The sequence below is a fragment of the Amycolatopsis heterodermiae genome (assembly GCF_034929455.1).
GTDB lineage: Bacteria > Actinomycetota > Actinomycetes > Mycobacteriales > Pseudonocardiaceae > Amycolatopsis > Amycolatopsis heterodermiae.
This window is the reverse complement of the sequence record NZ_JAYFSI010000001.1, coordinates 1596198-1612911: the sequence shown is the minus strand read 5'-3', so window position 1 is coordinate 1612911 and position 16714 is coordinate 1596198. Positions and strand designations below refer to the sequence as shown.

Annotated in this window: 18 protein-coding genes; 8 read left to right on the top strand and 10 right to left on the bottom strand. The window is 70.9% G+C overall.

Features of this window, described 5'->3' with window-relative positions; all coding sequences use genetic code 11:
- Positions 1-3 precede the first annotated feature (3 nt).
- Genes VA596_RS07905 through VA596_RS07880 form a run of 6 tightly spaced genes read right to left on the bottom strand, consistent with a single transcriptional unit; the run spans position 4 to position 5218 of the window.
- Positions 4-531 (bottom strand): cysteine hydrolase family protein, encoded by a 528-nt coding sequence (locus VA596_RS07905; RefSeq protein ID WP_323324656.1) that lies wholly within the window; start codon positions 529-531, stop codon positions 4-6.
- Entirely contained in the window at positions 528-1964 is a 1437-nt protein-coding gene (locus tag VA596_RS07900; RefSeq protein WP_323324655.1) for a purine-cytosine permease family protein, read from the bottom strand. Before VA596_RS07900 ends, VA596_RS07905 begins: the two co-directional genes overlap by 4 nt.
- Positions 1961-2839 (bottom strand): PfkB family carbohydrate kinase, encoded by an 879-nt coding sequence (locus VA596_RS07895; protein WP_323324654.1) that lies wholly within the window; start codon positions 2837-2839, stop codon positions 1961-1963. Before VA596_RS07895 ends, VA596_RS07900 begins: the two co-directional genes overlap by 4 nt.
- Positions 2836-3837: an ADP-ribosylglycohydrolase family protein gene (locus VA596_RS07890; RefSeq protein WP_323324653.1), complete on the bottom strand. Its 1002-nt coding sequence runs from the start codon at positions 3835-3837 to the stop codon at positions 2836-2838. The genes VA596_RS07895 and VA596_RS07890 overlap by 4 nt, the downstream gene beginning before the upstream one ends.
- Positions 3834-4526: a GntR family transcriptional regulator gene (locus VA596_RS07885; RefSeq protein ID WP_323324652.1), complete on the bottom strand. Its 693-nt coding sequence runs from the start codon at positions 4524-4526 to the stop codon at positions 3834-3836. Before VA596_RS07885 ends, VA596_RS07890 begins: the two co-directional genes overlap by 4 nt.
- A 32-nt stretch (positions 4527-4558) precedes the next feature.
- On the bottom strand, positions 4559-5218 hold the full coding sequence (locus VA596_RS07880) for a VC0807 family protein (RefSeq protein ID WP_323324651.1): 660 nt from the start codon (positions 5216-5218) through the stop codon (positions 4559-4561).
- Between the two features lie 242 nt (positions 5219-5460).
- Here VA596_RS07880 and VA596_RS07875 point away from each other — a divergent pair, with 242 nt between their 5' ends.
- Entirely contained in the window at positions 5461-5658 is a 198-nt protein-coding gene (locus tag VA596_RS07875) for a hypothetical protein (RefSeq protein WP_323324650.1), read from the top strand.
- 3 nt (positions 5659-5661) lie between these two features.
- Here the strand turns inward: VA596_RS07875 and dusB are convergent, their stop codons facing one another.
- Positions 5662-6807: a tRNA dihydrouridine synthase DusB gene (dusB, locus tag VA596_RS07870; RefSeq protein WP_323324649.1), complete on the bottom strand. Its 1146-nt coding sequence runs from the start codon at positions 6805-6807 to the stop codon at positions 5662-5664.
- A gap of 85 nt (positions 6808-6892) precedes the next feature.
- Between dusB and VA596_RS07865 the strand changes: the two genes are divergently transcribed.
- Positions 6893-7726: an SAM-dependent methyltransferase gene (locus VA596_RS07865; protein ID WP_323324648.1), complete on the top strand. Its 834-nt coding sequence runs from the start codon at positions 6893-6895 to the stop codon at positions 7724-7726.
- Positions 7727-7732: 6 nt separating this feature from the next.
- On the opposite strand, the gene VA596_RS07860 is transcribed toward VA596_RS07865, so the two are convergent.
- Positions 7733-8143 carry a MarR family winged helix-turn-helix transcriptional regulator gene (locus VA596_RS07860; protein WP_323324647.1) on the bottom strand — a complete coding sequence of 137 codons (411 nt, stop codon included), beginning with the start codon at positions 8141-8143 and terminating at the stop codon, positions 7733-7735.
- 52 nt (positions 8144-8195) lie between these two features.
- Here VA596_RS07860 and VA596_RS07855 point away from each other — a divergent pair, with 52 nt between their 5' ends.
- The 5 genes from VA596_RS07855 (at position 8196) to VA596_RS07835 (ending at position 13356) form a co-directional block, all read left to right on the top strand.
- Positions 8196-8792: a TIGR03086 family metal-binding protein gene (locus VA596_RS07855; RefSeq protein ID WP_323324646.1), complete on the top strand. Its 597-nt coding sequence runs from the start codon at positions 8196-8198 to the stop codon at positions 8790-8792.
- Positions 8789-9754, top strand: coding sequence for a Gfo/Idh/MocA family protein (locus VA596_RS07850; protein ID WP_323324645.1), 966 nt, complete (start codon positions 8789-8791; stop codon positions 9752-9754). Before VA596_RS07855 ends, VA596_RS07850 begins: the two co-directional genes overlap by 4 nt.
- A gap of 60 nt (positions 9755-9814) precedes the next feature.
- Entirely contained in the window at positions 9815-12277 is a 2463-nt protein-coding gene (locus VA596_RS07845) for a DUF2339 domain-containing protein (RefSeq protein WP_410171849.1), read from the top strand.
- Positions 12278-12347: 70 nt separating this feature from the next.
- Positions 12348-12737 carry a TIGR03667 family PPOX class F420-dependent oxidoreductase gene (locus VA596_RS07840; protein ID WP_323324644.1) on the top strand — a complete coding sequence of 130 codons (390 nt, stop codon included), beginning with the start codon at positions 12348-12350 and terminating at the stop codon, positions 12735-12737.
- Between the two features lie 115 nt (positions 12738-12852).
- Positions 12853-13356, top strand: coding sequence for a DUF6328 family protein (locus VA596_RS07835; protein ID WP_323324643.1), 504 nt, complete (start codon positions 12853-12855; stop codon positions 13354-13356).
- Here VA596_RS07835 and VA596_RS07830 read toward each other — a convergent pair.
- Entirely contained in the window at positions 13332-13724 is a 393-nt protein-coding gene (locus tag VA596_RS07830) for a VOC family protein (protein ID WP_323324642.1), read from the bottom strand. The two genes, VA596_RS07835 and VA596_RS07830, sit on opposite strands and share 25 nt — an antisense overlap.
- A gap of 124 nt (positions 13725-13848) precedes the next feature.
- Between VA596_RS07830 and helR the strand changes: the two genes are divergently transcribed.
- A complete protein-coding gene (gene helR / locus VA596_RS07825; protein WP_323324641.1) occupies positions 13849-16053 on the top strand; it encodes an RNA polymerase recycling motor ATPase HelR in 2205 nt (734 codons plus the stop codon).
- Positions 16054-16098: 45 nt separating this feature from the next.
- On the opposite strand, the gene VA596_RS07820 is transcribed toward helR, so the two are convergent.
- Positions 16099-16575, bottom strand: coding sequence for an Lrp/AsnC family transcriptional regulator (locus VA596_RS07820; protein WP_323324640.1), 477 nt, complete (start codon positions 16573-16575; stop codon positions 16099-16101).
- Positions 16576-16714: the final 139 nt, after the last annotated feature.

Below are 16714 nucleotides of genomic sequence, written 5' to 3'. Positions count from 1 at the left end.
AGCCTAGCCGAGCACCTCCTCCGCCGTGGCCACCTTCACCAGCGGCCCGTACAGGCGCAGGATGTCGAGCGTCTTCGCGTGGCTCTCGTCGTCGACGCCGGCGCATGCGTCCGCCACCACCGTGACCGCCACGCCCGCGTCCGCCGCGGCCAACGCCGTCGACAGCACGCAGCAGTCCGTCGACACCCCCGCCAGCATCAGAGGTGCCTCGCCCACCCGGGCGGCCATTTCCGACGTCCACTTTCCGAAGGTCGTCGCGTCCACTGTGGACGCTGGCTGGAAGTCGGAGATCACTTGGTACAACGGCGATTCCGGCGGTTGCAACGCGAACGGCCACTGCGCGTAGTACTGCTTCCACGCGCCCTCCGGCTGGGTGGGCGCGATGAACCGCGTGAACACGACGTCGTCGCCGAACGCTTTCACCAGGCGCTGGATCGGGGGCACCACCTCGGCGAAGCGCGGCGTGAACCACTCGCTCGCCGGGTCGCCGAAGACGTTCTGCAGGTCGATGACCGCCAGGACCGGTTTCACGCGGCCTCCTGGGCGCGGATCCGGGAGCGTGTCGCCAGGGTGACGAGGAACCCGAGCGCCAGTGCCAGCAGCACGCCGAGGTTCGCGAACGCCCACGAGCCGTCGCGGCCGCCGAGCCCGAGCGGCTCCAGCAGGTAACCCTGCCAGTTCAGCCAGCCCGCGGACGTGTTCGTCACCAGGCCCCAGCCGAGGGCCGTCGCGACCACGATCAGCGCGATCGGGCCGACCCGGACGTCACCGTAGCGACCCGCCCGGTCGAACAGCTCCCGCTCGGCGTAGTCCCGGCGGCGCAGCAGGACGTCCGCCAGCATCACGCCGCACCAGGCCGCGACCGGGACGCCCAGCGTGACCAGGAAACCCTGGAACTGCCCGAGGAAACCGTCGCTGAAGAAGACGATGTAGACCGTGCCGAGCACCATCAGCACGCCGTCGACCAGTGCCGCGATCGGCCGCGGGATCCGCAGCCCGGCCGAGAGCAGCGCCAGCCCGGACGAGTAGATGTCCAGCACCGCCCCGCCGACCAGGCCCAGCACCGCGACGATCGCGAACGGCACCAGGAACCACAGCGGCAGCAACGTCGTCAGCGCGCCGATCGGGTCGAGGCCGATCGCCTTGCTCAGCTCCTCCGACGACCCGGCCAGCAGCAGCCCGAACACCAGCAGCACCAGCGGGGCGACCGACGCGCCGAACGTCGTCCAGCCGATCACCCCGCGCCCGGACGACGAGCGCGGCAGGTAGCGCGAGTAGTCCGCGGCCGCGTTGACCCAGCCGAGGCCGAACCCGGTCATCAGGAACACCAGCGCGCCCACCCACTGCTGCGCCGAGCCGGATGGCAGCGCACTGACCGCGTCCCAGTGGATGTCGCCCACGACGAGGATCACATAGACGACCGTGAGCACACCGGTGATCCAGGTGATCCACGTCTGCAGCTTCATGATCGCGTCGAAGCCGAGCACGCCCGCCCCGACGATCAGCGCCGCGACCACGACCAGCGCGATCACCCTCGCCGTCGTCCCGTCGCCCCAGCCGAGCCGCTGGACCACGGTGCCCGTGGCGAGCGTCGCCAGCGCCGTGAGCACGGTTTCCCAGCCCACGGTGAGGATCCACGAGATCGCCGACGGCAGCCGGTTCCCGCGGACGCCGAAGGCCGCGCGCGAGAGCAGCATCGTCGGCGCGGACCCGCGTTTGCCCGCGATGGCGACGAACCCGCACAGCAGGAACGAGAACAGGATCCCGACCACGCCGGCGACCAGCGCCTGCCAGAACGAGATGCCGAACGCGAGGGTGAACGAGCCGTAGCTCAGCCCGAGCACCGAGACGTTCGCGCCGAACCACGGCCAGAACAGCCCGCGCGGGCTGCCGCGGCGCTCGGCGTCGTCGATCACGTCGAGGCCGTTGGTCTCCACCTTGAGCTTGCGTTCGGTCGCGGTCATGGCCCGTCCCTGGTCAGTAGGCGGTCGATCGCCGCCCGGTCCGGCGCGGTCGCCGGACCCCGGCGGGTCACCGAAAGCGCCGCCGCCGCGTTGGCGCGCCGGGCAGCGTCGAGGAGGGTACTTCCGCGCAACAGCTCCGCGGCCAGTACGCCGCAGTGCGTGTCGCCCGCGCCGTTCGTGTCGACGGCGTCGACCGAGAAGCCCGGTACGTCGGTCGTCCGGCCGTCTTCGTGGACCCGGCAGCCCTTCGCGCCGTCGCGGACGACTGCAACCGGCGGCAGCTCGCCGAGCACGTCGGCTTCGCGCGCGTTGCAGCTCAAGATGTCTACAGTGGACAGTACTTCGTATAAGCCTCCAGGGTCTATTTCGGCCACGAGCGGGCCGGGGTCGAACAGGATCCTCGAGCCGGGCCGGCGGGGTAGCCACTCGAGGAGAGCCGTGCGATTGGTCTCGTGCAACAGACTGTATCCGGTCACGTACACAACGTCGTCATACTTTGGGACGACTTGATCGAGTAGCTCGGCACGCAGCCGTCCTTCGGCGCCCGTCCCGGTCGCGAAGGTGCGTTCACCGGTCGCGTCGACCAGCGTGACGACCACACCGGTGTCCAGGCCCGGCGTCGGTGCATGGGCCACCGCGATGCCTTCGCGTGACAGGGCTTCGCGAGCGAGGTCGCCGAAGGCACCGGTGCCGTGGCTGCCCGCGTACAGCACGTCGGCGCCGGACCGCGCGGCCGCGGACATCACGTTGAAACCGCCGCCCGGCAGCAGGTTCGTCGAAGACGCCATGACGTCCCCGCCCGGCGGCGGCAGCGCGGGCACCGTCATGACCAGGTCGATCACGACCTGCCCGGTGTGCACCAGCCGCCCGGTCACCGCGAACGCCGTCTCAGCTTGAGAAGTTCGTCCACCAACGGGCCGAGGTCGAGGTGGTTCACGCTGAGCACGGTCTCGGCGAGGTCCGCCGGGATGGCATCGACGCCGTGCGCGGCGCCGAGCATCGCGCCGCAGATCGCGGCGACCGTGTCGGTGTCACCGCCGAGGCCCGCGGCCAGGCGCAGCGCCGCCGCCGGGTCGTCACCCATGGCTTCGGCCAGCGCGAACGCGGCCACGACGGACTCCTGCGACGCGACCGACGTCCCGATCACCGTGCCGACCGCGTCGGCGACGGCGTCGTGGGCCATGCCCCGCACCCAGCCGCGCGCCCAGCCGATCCGGGCGGCGATTTCGCCGCCCGCCGCCCAGTATCCGCGTTCGCCGCCGACGACGGCCGCGCGTTCACCCGCGTCGAGTGCGTCGGTCAGGCTCGCGCCGTCGACCCCGGCGGAGACGACGGCCGCGACCGCCGCCGCGGCGGCGATGCCGAGGCTGGTGTTGTGGGTGACGCGCGCGGTCGCGACCACGGCGTCGACCAGGGCGTGCAGGTCCTCCGACGGCGTCGCGATGCCGACCGGGGTGACGCGCATGGCGGCACCGTTGGTGGTTCCGGTGCGCCCGGCCTCGTCGGCGGGGACGCCGTCCTGGAGGCGGGAGAGCGCGCGTTTCGTCGACGGGCCGAGCAGGTCCGCGGAGCCGCGGCGGACCATGTCCGCCTCCCAGATCAGCAGGGCGTCGGCGAAGACGCGCGGCTCGACGGTGCCGCGGCCGTCGATGAGCAGCCGGGCCAGCAGGATGGCCTGCTCGGTGTCGTCGGTGACCGAGCCGGCGGGCATGGACGGCGCGATCGGCTGCTCGGCGACGGCGGTGAGCAGCCCGGTGACCGGCCCGTAGGCGGCGGCGATGGCGGCGCGGGACATGGACTGCGTCGGCATCCCCAGTGCGTCGCCGACGGCGAGCCCGGTGAACGCGCCGAGCGCCCGGTCCCGCGCGTTCACCGGTGTCCGAAGGTGAGGTGGAACTGGAAGCGGTCCGGGTCCAGGAGGCTGACGACGCGTTCGACGAGCTGGCCCTCGACGTCGACCGAGGTGCGCTCGGCGCGGAGGAAGAGTTCGCCGATCGCGCGGCCGAGGAGTTCGGCGGCGCAGGCGTCGAGCCGTTCGGTGCTGATCCACTGGTCCCCGCCGACCGAGACCCGCCCGGCGGCTTCGAGCGTCTTGGTCAGGGAGTCGTCCCGCAGGCCGGTTTCGGGGAGTTCGGCGAGCGGCCCGATCGCGGGCACGGTCGCCGTCTCGAGGGAGATGCCGCGCCCGTGCTCCCGCCGCAACCGCCGTACCGCGATGTAGTTGTGGTCGCCGAACTCCTCTTCGAGGGCCTCGTCTTCGACGGCCTCGATGCCGAGGAGTTCGGTGGTGACGGGCGCCCCGGCGTCGGCGAGTGCGCGGGCCCAGCCGAGCCGCTGGTCGAGCTGGACGCCGTCGAACGTGACGAACGAGCCGACGCCGGCCTGGGTGGAGATGAGCTCGAGCTGCTGCAGTTCGGAGAGCGCGCTGCGCACGGTCCCGCGGCTGACCTGGTACTGGAGGGCGAGCTGGTTCTCACCGGGCAGCCGGTCACCGTGGGCGAGCCGCCCGGAGCGGATCAGGTCGCTGAGGTCGCCGACCAGCTGCTCCCGCTTGCTGTACATGTACACACCTGTACACCCTGGGTTTCCGCAGGTCAAGCGGCGACGAGCTCCCGGGTGTCCTGGGCGGCCTCGTTCGCGACCATCTCACCGGCCGTCTTCGCCGCGATTCCGGCGACGACCATGATCACGGCGAACGAGCCGATGAAGAGGACGGTGCTCAGCCAGACCATGGTCTCGACGGGCAGCGTGAACGCCCCGACGACCCGAGCGGCGCTTTCCAGCACGAAGCCGATCCCCCAGATGAAACTGGCGCGCCGCAGGGCGCTCTCGAACCGGCGCCCACCACTGAGCCGCTCCCAGGCGGCTTCGTGGTCGGCCTTGCCGTGGGTGAGGAACGGGCGCAGGGCCTTGGTCATGATCGGCTGCGCGGTGAACGCGGAGATCAGGATGACGATCCCGGTGAAGCCGCTCCCGATCGAGTCCTTGGCGATCATCATCCGCGCGTCCCCGGCGACGAAGGTCAGCAGCATGCCGACGACGTTGGTCACCAGGACGACCAGCGCAAGGCCGTTGATCGTGCGGTTCTTGGCGAACTGGAAGAGGGTCCGGGCCAGCGGAAAGACCCCGCTGAGGGCGAGAGAGAGGAAGACGCTGACACCGAGCGAGTGGAGCCCGTAGTAGACGCCGGTGGGGACGGCGATCTCGACGGCGAGGGTCTTGAGGAGCGAGGCGGGAGCGTTGTCGTTCGTCATGGGAAGAGCTTGTCGCGGCAAGGGGTTCGGCAGAGATGCCGTCCGCCACGACTTCGGGCTGACAGATGTCACGGGCTCGGCTTGCTAGGATCGGCGGTGCGATGAGCTGGCTGTTGGGGATCAGCAAGTTCGGAATGTCGCTAGTGCTGAGACGAGGGACAACTCGGCCTACCCAGTGGAAACGCTGGTCGGGTTGGCCCCTGCGCCTTGCTTACCCGATCCGGTAGGTAAGGAGTGGGAGCATGGCAGCCGGACTTCCCGAGCTGGCGGCAATCGTGGGCGCGAGCGGAATCGCGGTCGGGTCTGTCGTCAGACCGCTCTGCAAATGGCTGACCGCGAAGACCCTCGTGTCCAAGGCTCGGCCGGAGGACATCCCCGAGATCGCGAAGGCCCTGAACCCGCCGCTCGACATCAGGCGCAAGGACCGCGAGCAGCCGTGAAGCTCAGCCGCCGGAGTGCATGTCTTCCGCTTCCGGGACGCAGTCGTCGTCCGGGTCGTTGAGCCAGCCGTGCGGGAGCGTCACCTTGCCCGGTGAGCCCTGGCGTCCGCGCGGGCCGTCCGCGTTGTCGGGGAACGGGGCGTCGTGGTCCAGGCGGGTGATGAGGTCGTCCAGTTCCGGCAGGCTGGACACCATCGCGAAGCCGCGGCGCAGTTCGGAGCCGACCGGGAAGTTCATGAAGTACCAGGCCATGTGCTTGCGCAGGTCGCGCAGGGCCTTGGTCTCGCCGTCGTGCTGGATGAGCAGCTCGGCGTGCCGGCGCAGTACGACGGCGACTTCGCCCAGGTTCGGCGGGGTCGGCAGTGGCCGCCCGGCGAACGCCGCCTCCAGCTCTCCGAACAGCCACGGGCGGCCCAGGCAGCCGCGGCCGACGACGACGCCGTCGCAGCCCGTTTCCGCGACCATGCGCAGGGCGTCGTCCGCGCAGAAGATGTCGCCGTTGCCCAGCACCGGGATGCTGGTGACGGCCTCCTTCAGCGCCGCGATCTTCGTCCAGTCGGCCTGGCCCGAGTAGCGCTGGGCCGCCGTGCGCGCGTGCAGGCTGACGGCCGCCGCGCCTTCGGCCTCGGCGATGCGGCCGGCGTCGAGGTAGGTCAGGTGGTCGTCGTCGATGCCGACGCGGAACTTCACCGTGAACGGAACGCCGGCCTCGGCGGCCGCGGCGGCGGACTCGCGCACGATGTCGGCGAACAGCTTCCGCTTGAACGGCAACGCCGCCCCGCCGCCCTTGCGCGTCACCTTCGCGACCGGGCAGCCGAAGTTGGAGTCGATGTGGTCGGCGAGCCCCTCGCCGACGATGATCTTCACGGCCTCGCGCATGGTCTTCGGGTCGACGCCGTAGAGCTGCATCGACCTGGGCTTTTCGTCGGCCCCGAAGGTCATCATGTGCATGGTCCCGGGGTGCCGTTCGACGACGGCCCGCGCGGTGATCATTTCGCAGACGTAGATCCCGGCGCCGTACTCCGCGCACAGCTGCCGGAAGGCGACGTTGGTGATCCCGGCCATGGGCGCGAGCACGACCGGCGGATCGACCTCGTACGGGCCGATCTTCAGGGCGGGCTTGCTCAGCAGGGCAGTCACGTCCTCCATTGTCACCTGTGCTGTCGATCACGTCGACCAGGGGCCGGAGTCGGATCCCCGTGAACGGTTTTCGTGGACGCCACGTGTCCGGAGGGTGGAGGCGAGACGCAGGGAGACGAACGCGCCGGTCGGGGTGGATCCGAGCCGGGCCAGCATCGCGCGGATGTACGACTTCGTGCTCGGCGGGAAGGACCACTACCAGGTCGACCGGGACGAGCTGGCGCGGCTGCAGCGGGTGCTGCCCGAGGTCGCGGACCTGGCCCTCGAGAACCGCCGGTACCTGATCCGCGTCTGCCGCTTCCTCGCCGAACGCGCCGGCGTCGACCAGTACCTCGACTGCGGGTCGGGCCTGCCGACGACGGAGAACGTGCACCAAGTCGTCCAGCGCGTCGAGAAGCTGTCCAAGGTCGTCTACGTCGACAACGACCCGGTCGTCGTCGCGCACGGCCACGCCCTGCTGGAGGAGAACGACCGGACCCGGTTCATCAGCGGCGACATCTTCGAGCCCGAGACGATCCTCGGCCACGACCTCGTGCGGGAGCACCTCGACTGGAGGCGGCCGATCGCGCTGATGTTCGTGGCCACGCTGCACCACTACCAGGGTGACCGGCACCGCCCGGCCGATATCATGCGTGAGTACGTCGACGCGCTGCCTTCGGGCTCGTACGTCGCCATTTCGCACCTGTTCGACCCCGGCGAGGGCGGCGACCACGACACGGTGGACGCCTTCCAGCGGGCCGTCGCAAGCGGTTCGCTCGGCGGCGCCACCGCGCGCACCGAGCAGGAGATCGAGGAACTGCTGCCCGGCCTGGAGATCGTCGACCCCGGCATCGTGCTGCTCGCGAACTGGTGGCCTGACGGCCCGAGCCTCAAGCCGCTCAACTCCGCGCAGCGGCTCATCGCCGGGGTGGTCGCCCGCAAGCTCTGACGGCGGCTATTCCGCGAGCATCCGCGCCGCGCGGAGGAACGCCTCGCGGTCGGTCGTGGGTAGCTTGGCCAGCAGCTTCTCTTCCCGCGCCTGGATCCGGTCCTGCGCGGCCCGCCGTCGTTCCCGGCCTGCCGCGGTGATCTCCAGCAGCCGGACGCGGCGGTCGGCCGGGTCCGGCTCGCGGCTGATCAGGCCTGCGTCCTGCAGTTCGTCGAGCGTGCCGATGATGCGCGTCTTGTCCGCGCCGATCGCCTGGGCGAGCGCGGCCTGGGTGCGGACCGGGCCGTCGTCGAGGGCGCTGAGCACGACGTAACCCCACATGCTCAGCCGCTGCTCTTCGAGCACCGGCGTCTCCAGCGCGACCAGGGTGCGCACCAGCCCGCCGAGCATCGCCGCCAGATCCGGTCGCTCCGCCATGCGCCGACCCTAGCCGCTTGACAGATGATAAGCATGCGTAGACGATATGCGTATGCTTATCAATGAATTGGACGCCGTCGCGACCCGGACCAGCCTCGACCTCGTCGCCCGCAGCACACCGGCCGACTTCGGCAAGGCGACGCCGTGCGAGGCGTGGACCCTCTACGGCCTGGTGGCCCACATGACCACCCAGAACCTCGGCTTCGCCGCGTCGGCGCGCGGTGACGGCGACCTCGCCCACTGGAAGCTGGTCTCCCTCGGCGACGACCCGGTCGCCACCTACCGCGACTCGGTGGAGCGGGTCCTGGACGCCTTCGCGGCCATCGACCGCGACGAGCTGCCGCTGCCGGAGTTCAGCACCGAGATCACGTTCCGCCCGGAGCAGGTGCTCGGGTTCCACTTCGTCGACTACGTCGTGCACTCCTGGGACGTCGCACGCACCCTCGGCCTGCCGGTCCACTTCGACCAAGACGTCCTCGACGCCGCGTTGCGCATCACCGAATCCGTCCCGGGTGGACAGTCCCGGCTCGTTCCCGGCGCGGCCTTCGGGCCGGCGGTCGACGGCACGGAACTGTCCGGTTTGGACCGCGTCGTCGCGCTCCTCGGCCGTTCGCCGAAGTGGCCGGAGCGCCTAGAGTCGGTGGCATGACGACCACACCCCTGCGCTGGGGAATCATGGGCACCGGCGGGATCGCCGCGGCCTTCGCCGAAGACCTGAAGCTGACCGACTCCGGTGTCGTCGCCGCGGTCGGGTCGCGGACCGCCGGGAGCGCGGCCGCCTTCGCCGACCGGTTCGGGATCGAAACCCGGCACAGCAGCTACGAAGCTCTTGCCAATGACCCTGACATCGATGTCGTCTACGTCGCGACGCCGCACCCGATGCACCACGGCAACGCCCGGCTCGCGCTCGAGGTGGGGAAAGCCGTGCTCGTCGAAAAGCCGTTCACGATGAACGCCGAGGAGGCGCGCGACCTCGTCGCGCTGGCGCGGGAGCGCGGGCTCTTCCTGATGGAGGCGATGTGGACGCGCTTCCTGCCGCACATCCGGCACGTCCGGGAGCTGCTGCCGCAGCTCGGCGACGTCGTCACGGTCACCGCCGACCACGGGCAGTGGTTCGCCGAGGACCCGGCCTTCCGGCTGTTCGCGCCGGAACTGGGCGGCGGTGCCCTGCTCGACCTGGGGATCTACCCGGTTTCGTTCGCGTCGATGGTGCTCGGCACGCCCGAACGCGTCGTCAGCACGGCCGCGCCGGCGTTCACCGGCGTCGACGCGCAGACGTCGATGCTGTTCGGCTACGCCGGCGGCGCGCAGGCCGTGCTGAGCTGCACGTTGCGCGCGATTTCCCCGACGACGGCGACGATCGTCGGCACGGACGCCCGGATCGAGATCGAAGGCCCGTTCTACGCGCCCGCGTCGTTCACGCTCATCCCGCGCGAAGGCGACCGGAGCCGCTTCGAGTACGTCGACGAGGGCCGCGGCCTGCGGCACCAGGCCGACGAGGTGGCGCTGCGGCTGGCTGCCGGCGAGCTAGAGAGCCCGCACATGCCGCTCGACGAAACCGTCTCGATCATGGGGACGATGGACGAGGTGGTGGCCGCGACCAGGACGTGACCACGGATTGAGTAGTGCTACGGATCCGCAGGTGGGCGCCGGTACGTGACCCTGTCCGGTATGACCACCGAAGCGAATGTGCTCCTCCGGCTCGCCGGCGAGATCGACGACCTGGGGCGTCGGCTCGCAGAGGTGGGTTCCGAACTACGGACCGCCGAGGGCGAGGTACGGCCGAAGCTGGCTGAAGCGCCGAAGGGGGCTGAAGGGGCGAAGCAGGCCGAAGCGGCGAAGGCGGGTGAAGCGGCGAAGTCGGCCGAGGTGCCGACGCTGACTGGAGCGCCGAAGTCGGCGGAAGGGCCGAAGGCGACCGAAGGGCCGCAGCAGGCTGAAGCTGCGAAGCAGGCCGAGACACCGAGGCAGGGCGAAGCGCCGAAGGCGGACGAAGCACCGAAGGCGGACGAAGCACCGAAGCAGGCTGAAGCGGCGAAGGCTGCTGAAGCGGCGAGGGCTGCCGAGGTGCCGAAGCAGGCTGGAGCGGCGAACTCGGCGGAAGCGCCGAAGGCGACCGAAGGGCCGAAGGGGGCTGAAGCGGCGAAGGCGGCTGAAGAGCCGAAGCTGGCTGAAGCACCGAAGGCTGCTGACGCGGCGAAGTCGACAGAAGCGCCGAAGCAAGCTGAAGCGTCGAAGGCGACCGAAGGGCCCCAGCCGGCACCGCAGCCGTGGGCTGCTGCGCCGCCGCAGCCCACGGCGCAGCAGGCGCCGCCGCAGCCCACGGCGCAGCAGGCGCCGCCGCAGCAGTCCGTCCCGCAGCAGCCGCAGGGTCAGCAGGGGCCGCAGGCCTTGCCGCCGCAGCTGGTGCAGCCGCCGCGGGTCGCCCCGCAGCAGGCGGTGCCGCAGCAGCAGCCCGCGGCGAAGCAGGCGCAGCAGGGGCCGCCGCAGCAGGCTCAGCAGCCGCAGATGCCGCCGCCGTGGCCGCCGCAGTACGCGTGGCAGCCGCCCTACCCGCAGCCTCCTCAGCAGCAGTACTTTCCGCCGCAGCCGCCTTACCAGCCCGCTCCCCGCCAGACGCTGGGCGAGAAGCTCGGCAAGGAGGGCGCCGGCAGTCGGGTTCTGGCCTGGGTCGGTGGTGGTGTGACTCTGCTGGGCGTCGTCCTGTTGCTGGTGCTGGCCGTGCAGCGGGGGTGGCTCGGGCCGCTGCCGCGGGTGCTCGTCGGCGCCGCGTTCGGGCTGGCGTTGACCGGCACCGGCGTGTGGCTGCACCGCAAGCCCGCCGGTCGGACCGGCGCGTTCGCGCTGGCCGCTACCGGCATTGCGACGCTTTACCTGGACGCCGTCGCGGCGACGTCGTTGTACGAGTACCTGCCGGTGCTCGCCGGCCTCGCGATCGGGTTGGCCATCACCGTCGGCGGGCTGCTCGTGGCCGTGCGCTGGGAGTCGCCGCTGCTGGCGTCGGCCGTCGTCGTCGGGTGTGTCGTGTGCGCGCCGATGATCACCGGCGGCTTCAGCCCGGAACTGGTCACCTTCCTGCTGATGGTCCAGCTCGCGACGACGCCGGTGCAGCTGCGCCGTGACTGGTCCTCGCTGACGCTGGCCGCCGGCATCCCGCCGCTGTTAGCCTCCGTCATCGCCACCGTCGTCGAGGGCGGCAGCTGGGCGAACACCGCCGCGGCCGCCGGCACCTCCGTCGTCGGCGTTGGGCTCGCGCTGATCGTGGTGCGCCGCCGGGAGAACGACCCCGCCGCGCTGTCCGTGCTGGCGACGGCGGTGGTGCCGACCCTGGTCGCCGCGCTGGTGCTGCCGAAGGTCCAGGCCGTGCCGGTCGCGGCCGGGGCGGGGGTCGTCCTGCTCGCGGTGTGGGCCGCGCGCCGCTTCTGGTCCGGCCTCGCCGGGCAGCTCGCCGGGCTCGCCGGGCTGCTGGCGATCCTGCAGGCGACGGTCACCCAGTTCGACGGCCCGGCCCGCGCCGGGGTGCTGCTGGGTGAGGCGTTGCTGCTGGTCGTGGCCGCGCTGGGCGGGCGCAACCGGCTCGCGCTCGGCGCCGCGCTGGCCTTCGCCACCCTCGGCGGCCTGATCGCCGTGTTCTTCGACGTCACGCCCGTGCTGCTGATCGTCCCCCGCCCGCACTCGGCCGCCGAACTGGCCGGCGCGCTCGCGGTTTCCGTGCTGATCCTCGCCGTTTCGGTCGCGCTGCCCTGGGCGGCGGCACGGCTGGACGTCTTCAAGGGACCGGCGGACGACCTGCCCGTGTGGCTGCTGGCCGGGGTCGCCGCGCTGTACGGCGCCGGCGGGGTCGTGCTGAGCGGGTCGATGCTGGCGGTCCCCGGCCGCCCCGGATTCCTGCTCGGCCACGCGCTGATCACGGTGTCCTGGACGGTCGCGGCGCTCGTCCTGCTGTTGCGCGGGATCGACCTCGTGGCGCTGCGCGTGATCGGGCTGGTGCTGGTCGGCGCCGCGGTGCTGAAGCTGGTGCTGTTCGACCTTTCGGCTCTGGACGGCCTGGCCCGGGTCGGCGCGTTCCTCGGCGCCGGGCTGGTGCTGCTGGCGGCCGGGTCGCGGTACGCGCGGCGCGTCACCTCACGCTGACCGGGAAGAAATTGTCGGTGCCTCGTGGTTACGTGGATCACAACACCGACCCACAGGGGGTAACGCGGACATGGCACCGAAACTCGCCGACCGAGCCGGGGAACCGATCGGCTGGCTGACCACCGTGACACCGAAGGGGCGGCCCGCGCCACGGCCGGTCTGGTTCGTCCTCGACGGTGAAGACATCCTGGTGTTCAGCAAGCCTGGCACCGCGAAACTGCGGCACATCGAGGCGAACCCCGAGGTCACGCTGAACCTGAACAGCGCCGACGACGGCGGTGCGATCCTCGTCGTCAACGGGAAGGCGCGGATCGAGGAGGGCAAGGCCTCGGAAGCGCCCGGGTACCTCGACAAGTACGGCTCCCGTTACGAGGGCATCGGCTTCACGACGCCGGAGGCGTTCGACGCCGAATACTCCGTCCGCATCCGCGTGGTGCCCGAGCGTTCTTGGGGGTTCTGACGGGGTTCTGGAAGGAGACGGCCAGGCAGGCGAGGCGGCACCGGCGGTTCCCGCACGGGTTTCGTCTGCTCCACAGTGGACAGCGACGGACGGCTTCACCGGGTATCGTTTTGCCGTGCCCGAACACACCGGTGAAACCCGTAACCAGCAGCTGACGCGCAACGTCGGCGAGCTGCTGCAGGAGTTGCGGGTGGCGCAGGCCGGCGTGCAGATCCTCTTCGGCTTCCTGCTGTCCGTCGTGTTCACCGACCGGTTCCACAACGCCAGCGGGTTCGAGAAGTCGTTGCACCTGACCGCGGTGATGCTCTCGGTCGCGGCGACGGCGCTGCTGACCGCACCCGCGGCGTGGCACCGGCTGCTGTTCCGCACGGGCAGCCGTGAGCGGATCCTGACCGTCGGCAACCGGTTCGTGCTGGTCGGGCTCGTCTGCCTGGCCCTGGCGATCACGTCGACCGTCGCGCTCATCGCGAAGGTCGTCTACGGCGAACCCGCGATGATCGTCGTCGCGGTGCTCACGTTGCTGATCTTCGGCGTGCTCTGGTTCGTCATCCCGTTCCGGCTGCATCCGACCGACGGTGATCCGCTGGAAGACGCTCAGCCGACGGGACCGCCCAAGTAGAGCGTGTCCTCCTGGACGAAGCAGAGCGGGTTGCCGAACGGGTCGTCGGCGTAGAAGGAGCGTTCGCCCCAGAACTGGGTCGCGATGCCGTCGTCGATCCAGCGCGGCCCGGCGGCCCGGACCTGCTCGAACGTCGCTTCGACGTCGTCGACCGCCAGGTAGACGATCCGCGGATCCTTGTCGGGCCGCGGTTCCCGGCGTTCGAGCGGTGCTTCGACGCAGGCGAGGACCACGCTGCCGCAGGTGAAGTAGTGCCGGTTGAGCGCGATCCGCTCACCGGCGTCGCCGAGGACCCGGCCGTAGAACGCCACCGCCGTCTCGATGTCGTCGACGGGCTGGATCAACCGGAATACCCGTGGACCGCTCATGCGTCGAGACAGTACCGGATGCCGCTCTTGACAGCGGGTGGACAATAAAAAATCGACGTGCTCTCCGAAAACAAATAGGAGAACCCGCCGAATGTGTTGTCAGTCTAACCGCTGTGAGGGGAACTTGTCAAATCAGGGGTACGACGAGGAATTGCGGTCCGAACGCGCGTACACGGCCGAGCTGTACGCGCGTCTCGACCGTGAACGCGAGCAGGCGGCGCGCCGCTTTCGTGCCGCACTGGGGGAAACCGGCATCGCGCTCGTGGAGCGGGACGCCGACGTGCGCGTCCGGGCGCGTGAGACGGCCCGGCTGAACGTCGTCGACAACGGGCTCTGCTTCGGCAGGCTCGACGCCCTTTCCGGCGAACGGAGTTACATCGGCCGGATCGGGATCTTCGACAGCGAAAACGACTACGAACCGCTTCTGCTGGATTGGCGGGCGCCGGCGTCGCGCGCGTTCTACGTCGCCACCGCGGCGACTCCGGAAGACATGCGGCGGCGACGTCAGTTCCACACGATGGGCCGCCGGGTCGTCGACTTCACGGACGAGGTGTTCGGCCGGCCCGGCGACCAGGAGCGCGGTGACGCGGCGCTGCTGGCGGCCGTCAACGCGCCGCGCGGCGCGGGCATGCGCGACATCGTCGCGACCATCCAGGCCGAGCAGGACGAGATCATCCGGCTCGGCCACGCGGGGGTGCTGGTCGTCGAAGGCGGGCCCGGCACCGGCAAGACCGCCGTCGCGCTGCACCGGGTGGCCTACCTGCTCTACACCCAGCGTGAGCGGATGTCGCGCAGCGGCGTGCTGGTGGTCGGGCCGAGCCCGGTGTTCCTGGACCACATCGGCCGCGTGCTGCCGTCGCTCGGCGAGTCGGACGTCGTCTTCACGACGACCGGCGGGCTCGTGCCCGGCTTGCGCGTCACGGCCGAGGACGCGCCCGGGATCGCGGAGCTCAAGGGCTCACTGAAGATCCTCGACGTCCTCGCGGCGGCGGTCGCCGACCGGCAGAAGGTGCCCGACGAGCCGGTGCCGGTCGAGCTGGCCGACGTCACGGTGGCGCTCGACGCCGACGTCGCCGACGAGGCCAGGCTCGAGGCGCGGCGGACGGAGCTGCCGCACAACGAGGCCCGCCAGGTGTTCCGCGAGGTCGCCGTCCGGCTCCTGGCCGAGCGGGCCGTGGCGGTGATCGGCCAGGGCTGGCTGAGCCGGGAGGACCAGGGCGCGTGGGCCAACCTCCGCGCCGACGTCCGCGAAGAGCTGGCAGAGCACGAAGAACTCGCGGCCGCGCTCGACGCGTTGTGGCCGTCGCTGACGCCGGAGACGCTGCTGGCACCGCTCTACATGTCGCCCCGACGGCTCGAGGCGGCCGGAGCAGACCCGTCGTTGTTCCGCGTGGACGGCGGGGCCTGGACGGTCTCGGACGTGCCGTTGCTCGACGAGCTGGCCGACTTGCTCGGCCGGGACGACGCGGCCGAACGCGCCGCCGCGAAGCAGCAGGCGGAGGAGGACGAGGAGTACGCGGGCGGGGTCATGGACCTCCTGAAGCTGGACCGCGAGGAACTGGACGAGGACGTCCAGCTGGTCGCCACCGACCTGCTCTACGCCCAGGACCTCGCCGGCCGGTTCGCCGAGCGCGACACCCGTGACCTAGCCGAGCGCGCGGTCGAGGACCGCGACTGGACGTACGGGCACGTCGTCGTCGACGAGGCGCAGGAACTGTCCGAAATGGACTGGCGGGTGCTGATGCGGCGGTGCCCGAGCCGGTCGTTCACGATCGTCGGCGACCTCGCGCAGCGGCGGTCGGCGGCCGGGGCGAAGGCGTGGGCGCCGGTGCTCGCGCCGTACGTCCGCGACCGCTGGCAGTACCGCGAACTGACCGTGAACTACCGGACCCCGGCGGAGATCATGACCGTCGCCGGCGCGCTGCTCGCCGAGTTCGCCCCGGACGCGCGGGTGCCGGAATCGGTGCGCGCGTGCGGGATCCGGCCGTGGTCCAGACAGGTTGCGGACGGCGACTTGCAAGCCGCCATCGACGAATTCGCACAGGACGAAGCCGACCGTGAAGGCACCAGCGTCGTGATCGGCCCGGAAGGCGTGCCGGGCGCGATCCCGCCGTCGGCGGCCAAGGGCCTCGAGTTCGACGCCGTCCTCGTCGTCGAACCGGAGCGGATCCTCGCCGAGGGCCCGCGCGGCGCGGCGGAGCTGTACGTCGCGCTCACGCGCGCCACGCAGCGCCTCGGGGTGCTCCACCGGGAGGCGCTGCCGCAGGCGCTGAGCGGGCTCGCCGAAGCCGGGCTACCGGTCTCCGCAGGCCACCGCCGCTTCCTGTAGCCGGTCGGGGTGGCGAGCGGGGTCTCGGCCCGTCACCCCGGCCGGCTACGCGGTGAGCCGGCCCCAGGCGTAGTTCTGCTTGGCCAGCTTCAGGTACACGAACAACTCGGTGCCGGAGACGCCCGGGATCTTCCGGATCTCCTCACCCAGCACTTCGAGCATGTGGTCGTCGTCCCGGCAGACGAGTTCGGCCAGCAGGTCGTAGCGTCCGGCGCAGAGCACGACGTAGTGCACGTTCGGCAGCTCGGACAACTTCTCCGCCACCGCACGGGGATCCGCGCCGTCGACGCTGATCCCGACCATCGCCTGCCGCGTCAGGTCGACGTTGGCGGGATCGGTCACCGCGACGATCTGCATCAGGTCGTCGCGCAGCAGCCGCTGCACCCGCTGGCGGACGGCACCCTCCGACAGGCCGACCGCCTTGGCAAGAGCGGTGAACGAGGCCCGGCCGTCCTGCTGGAGCAGAGCGATCAACGATCTGTCCGTATTGTCCAGTCCTCGCGCACGTGATTCGTCACCCATGCCGTCCCTCCCTGTGTTTCGGCATGTGATTTGTCAAGTGCGCAGCGTATCGAGACCTGACCAGAAAGCGAGAGTCCCGGAGCAGCTTCACGTGATCCGGCGTGCGCGCCGCGCTCAGCCGAGGAATCGGTGGCCCGGG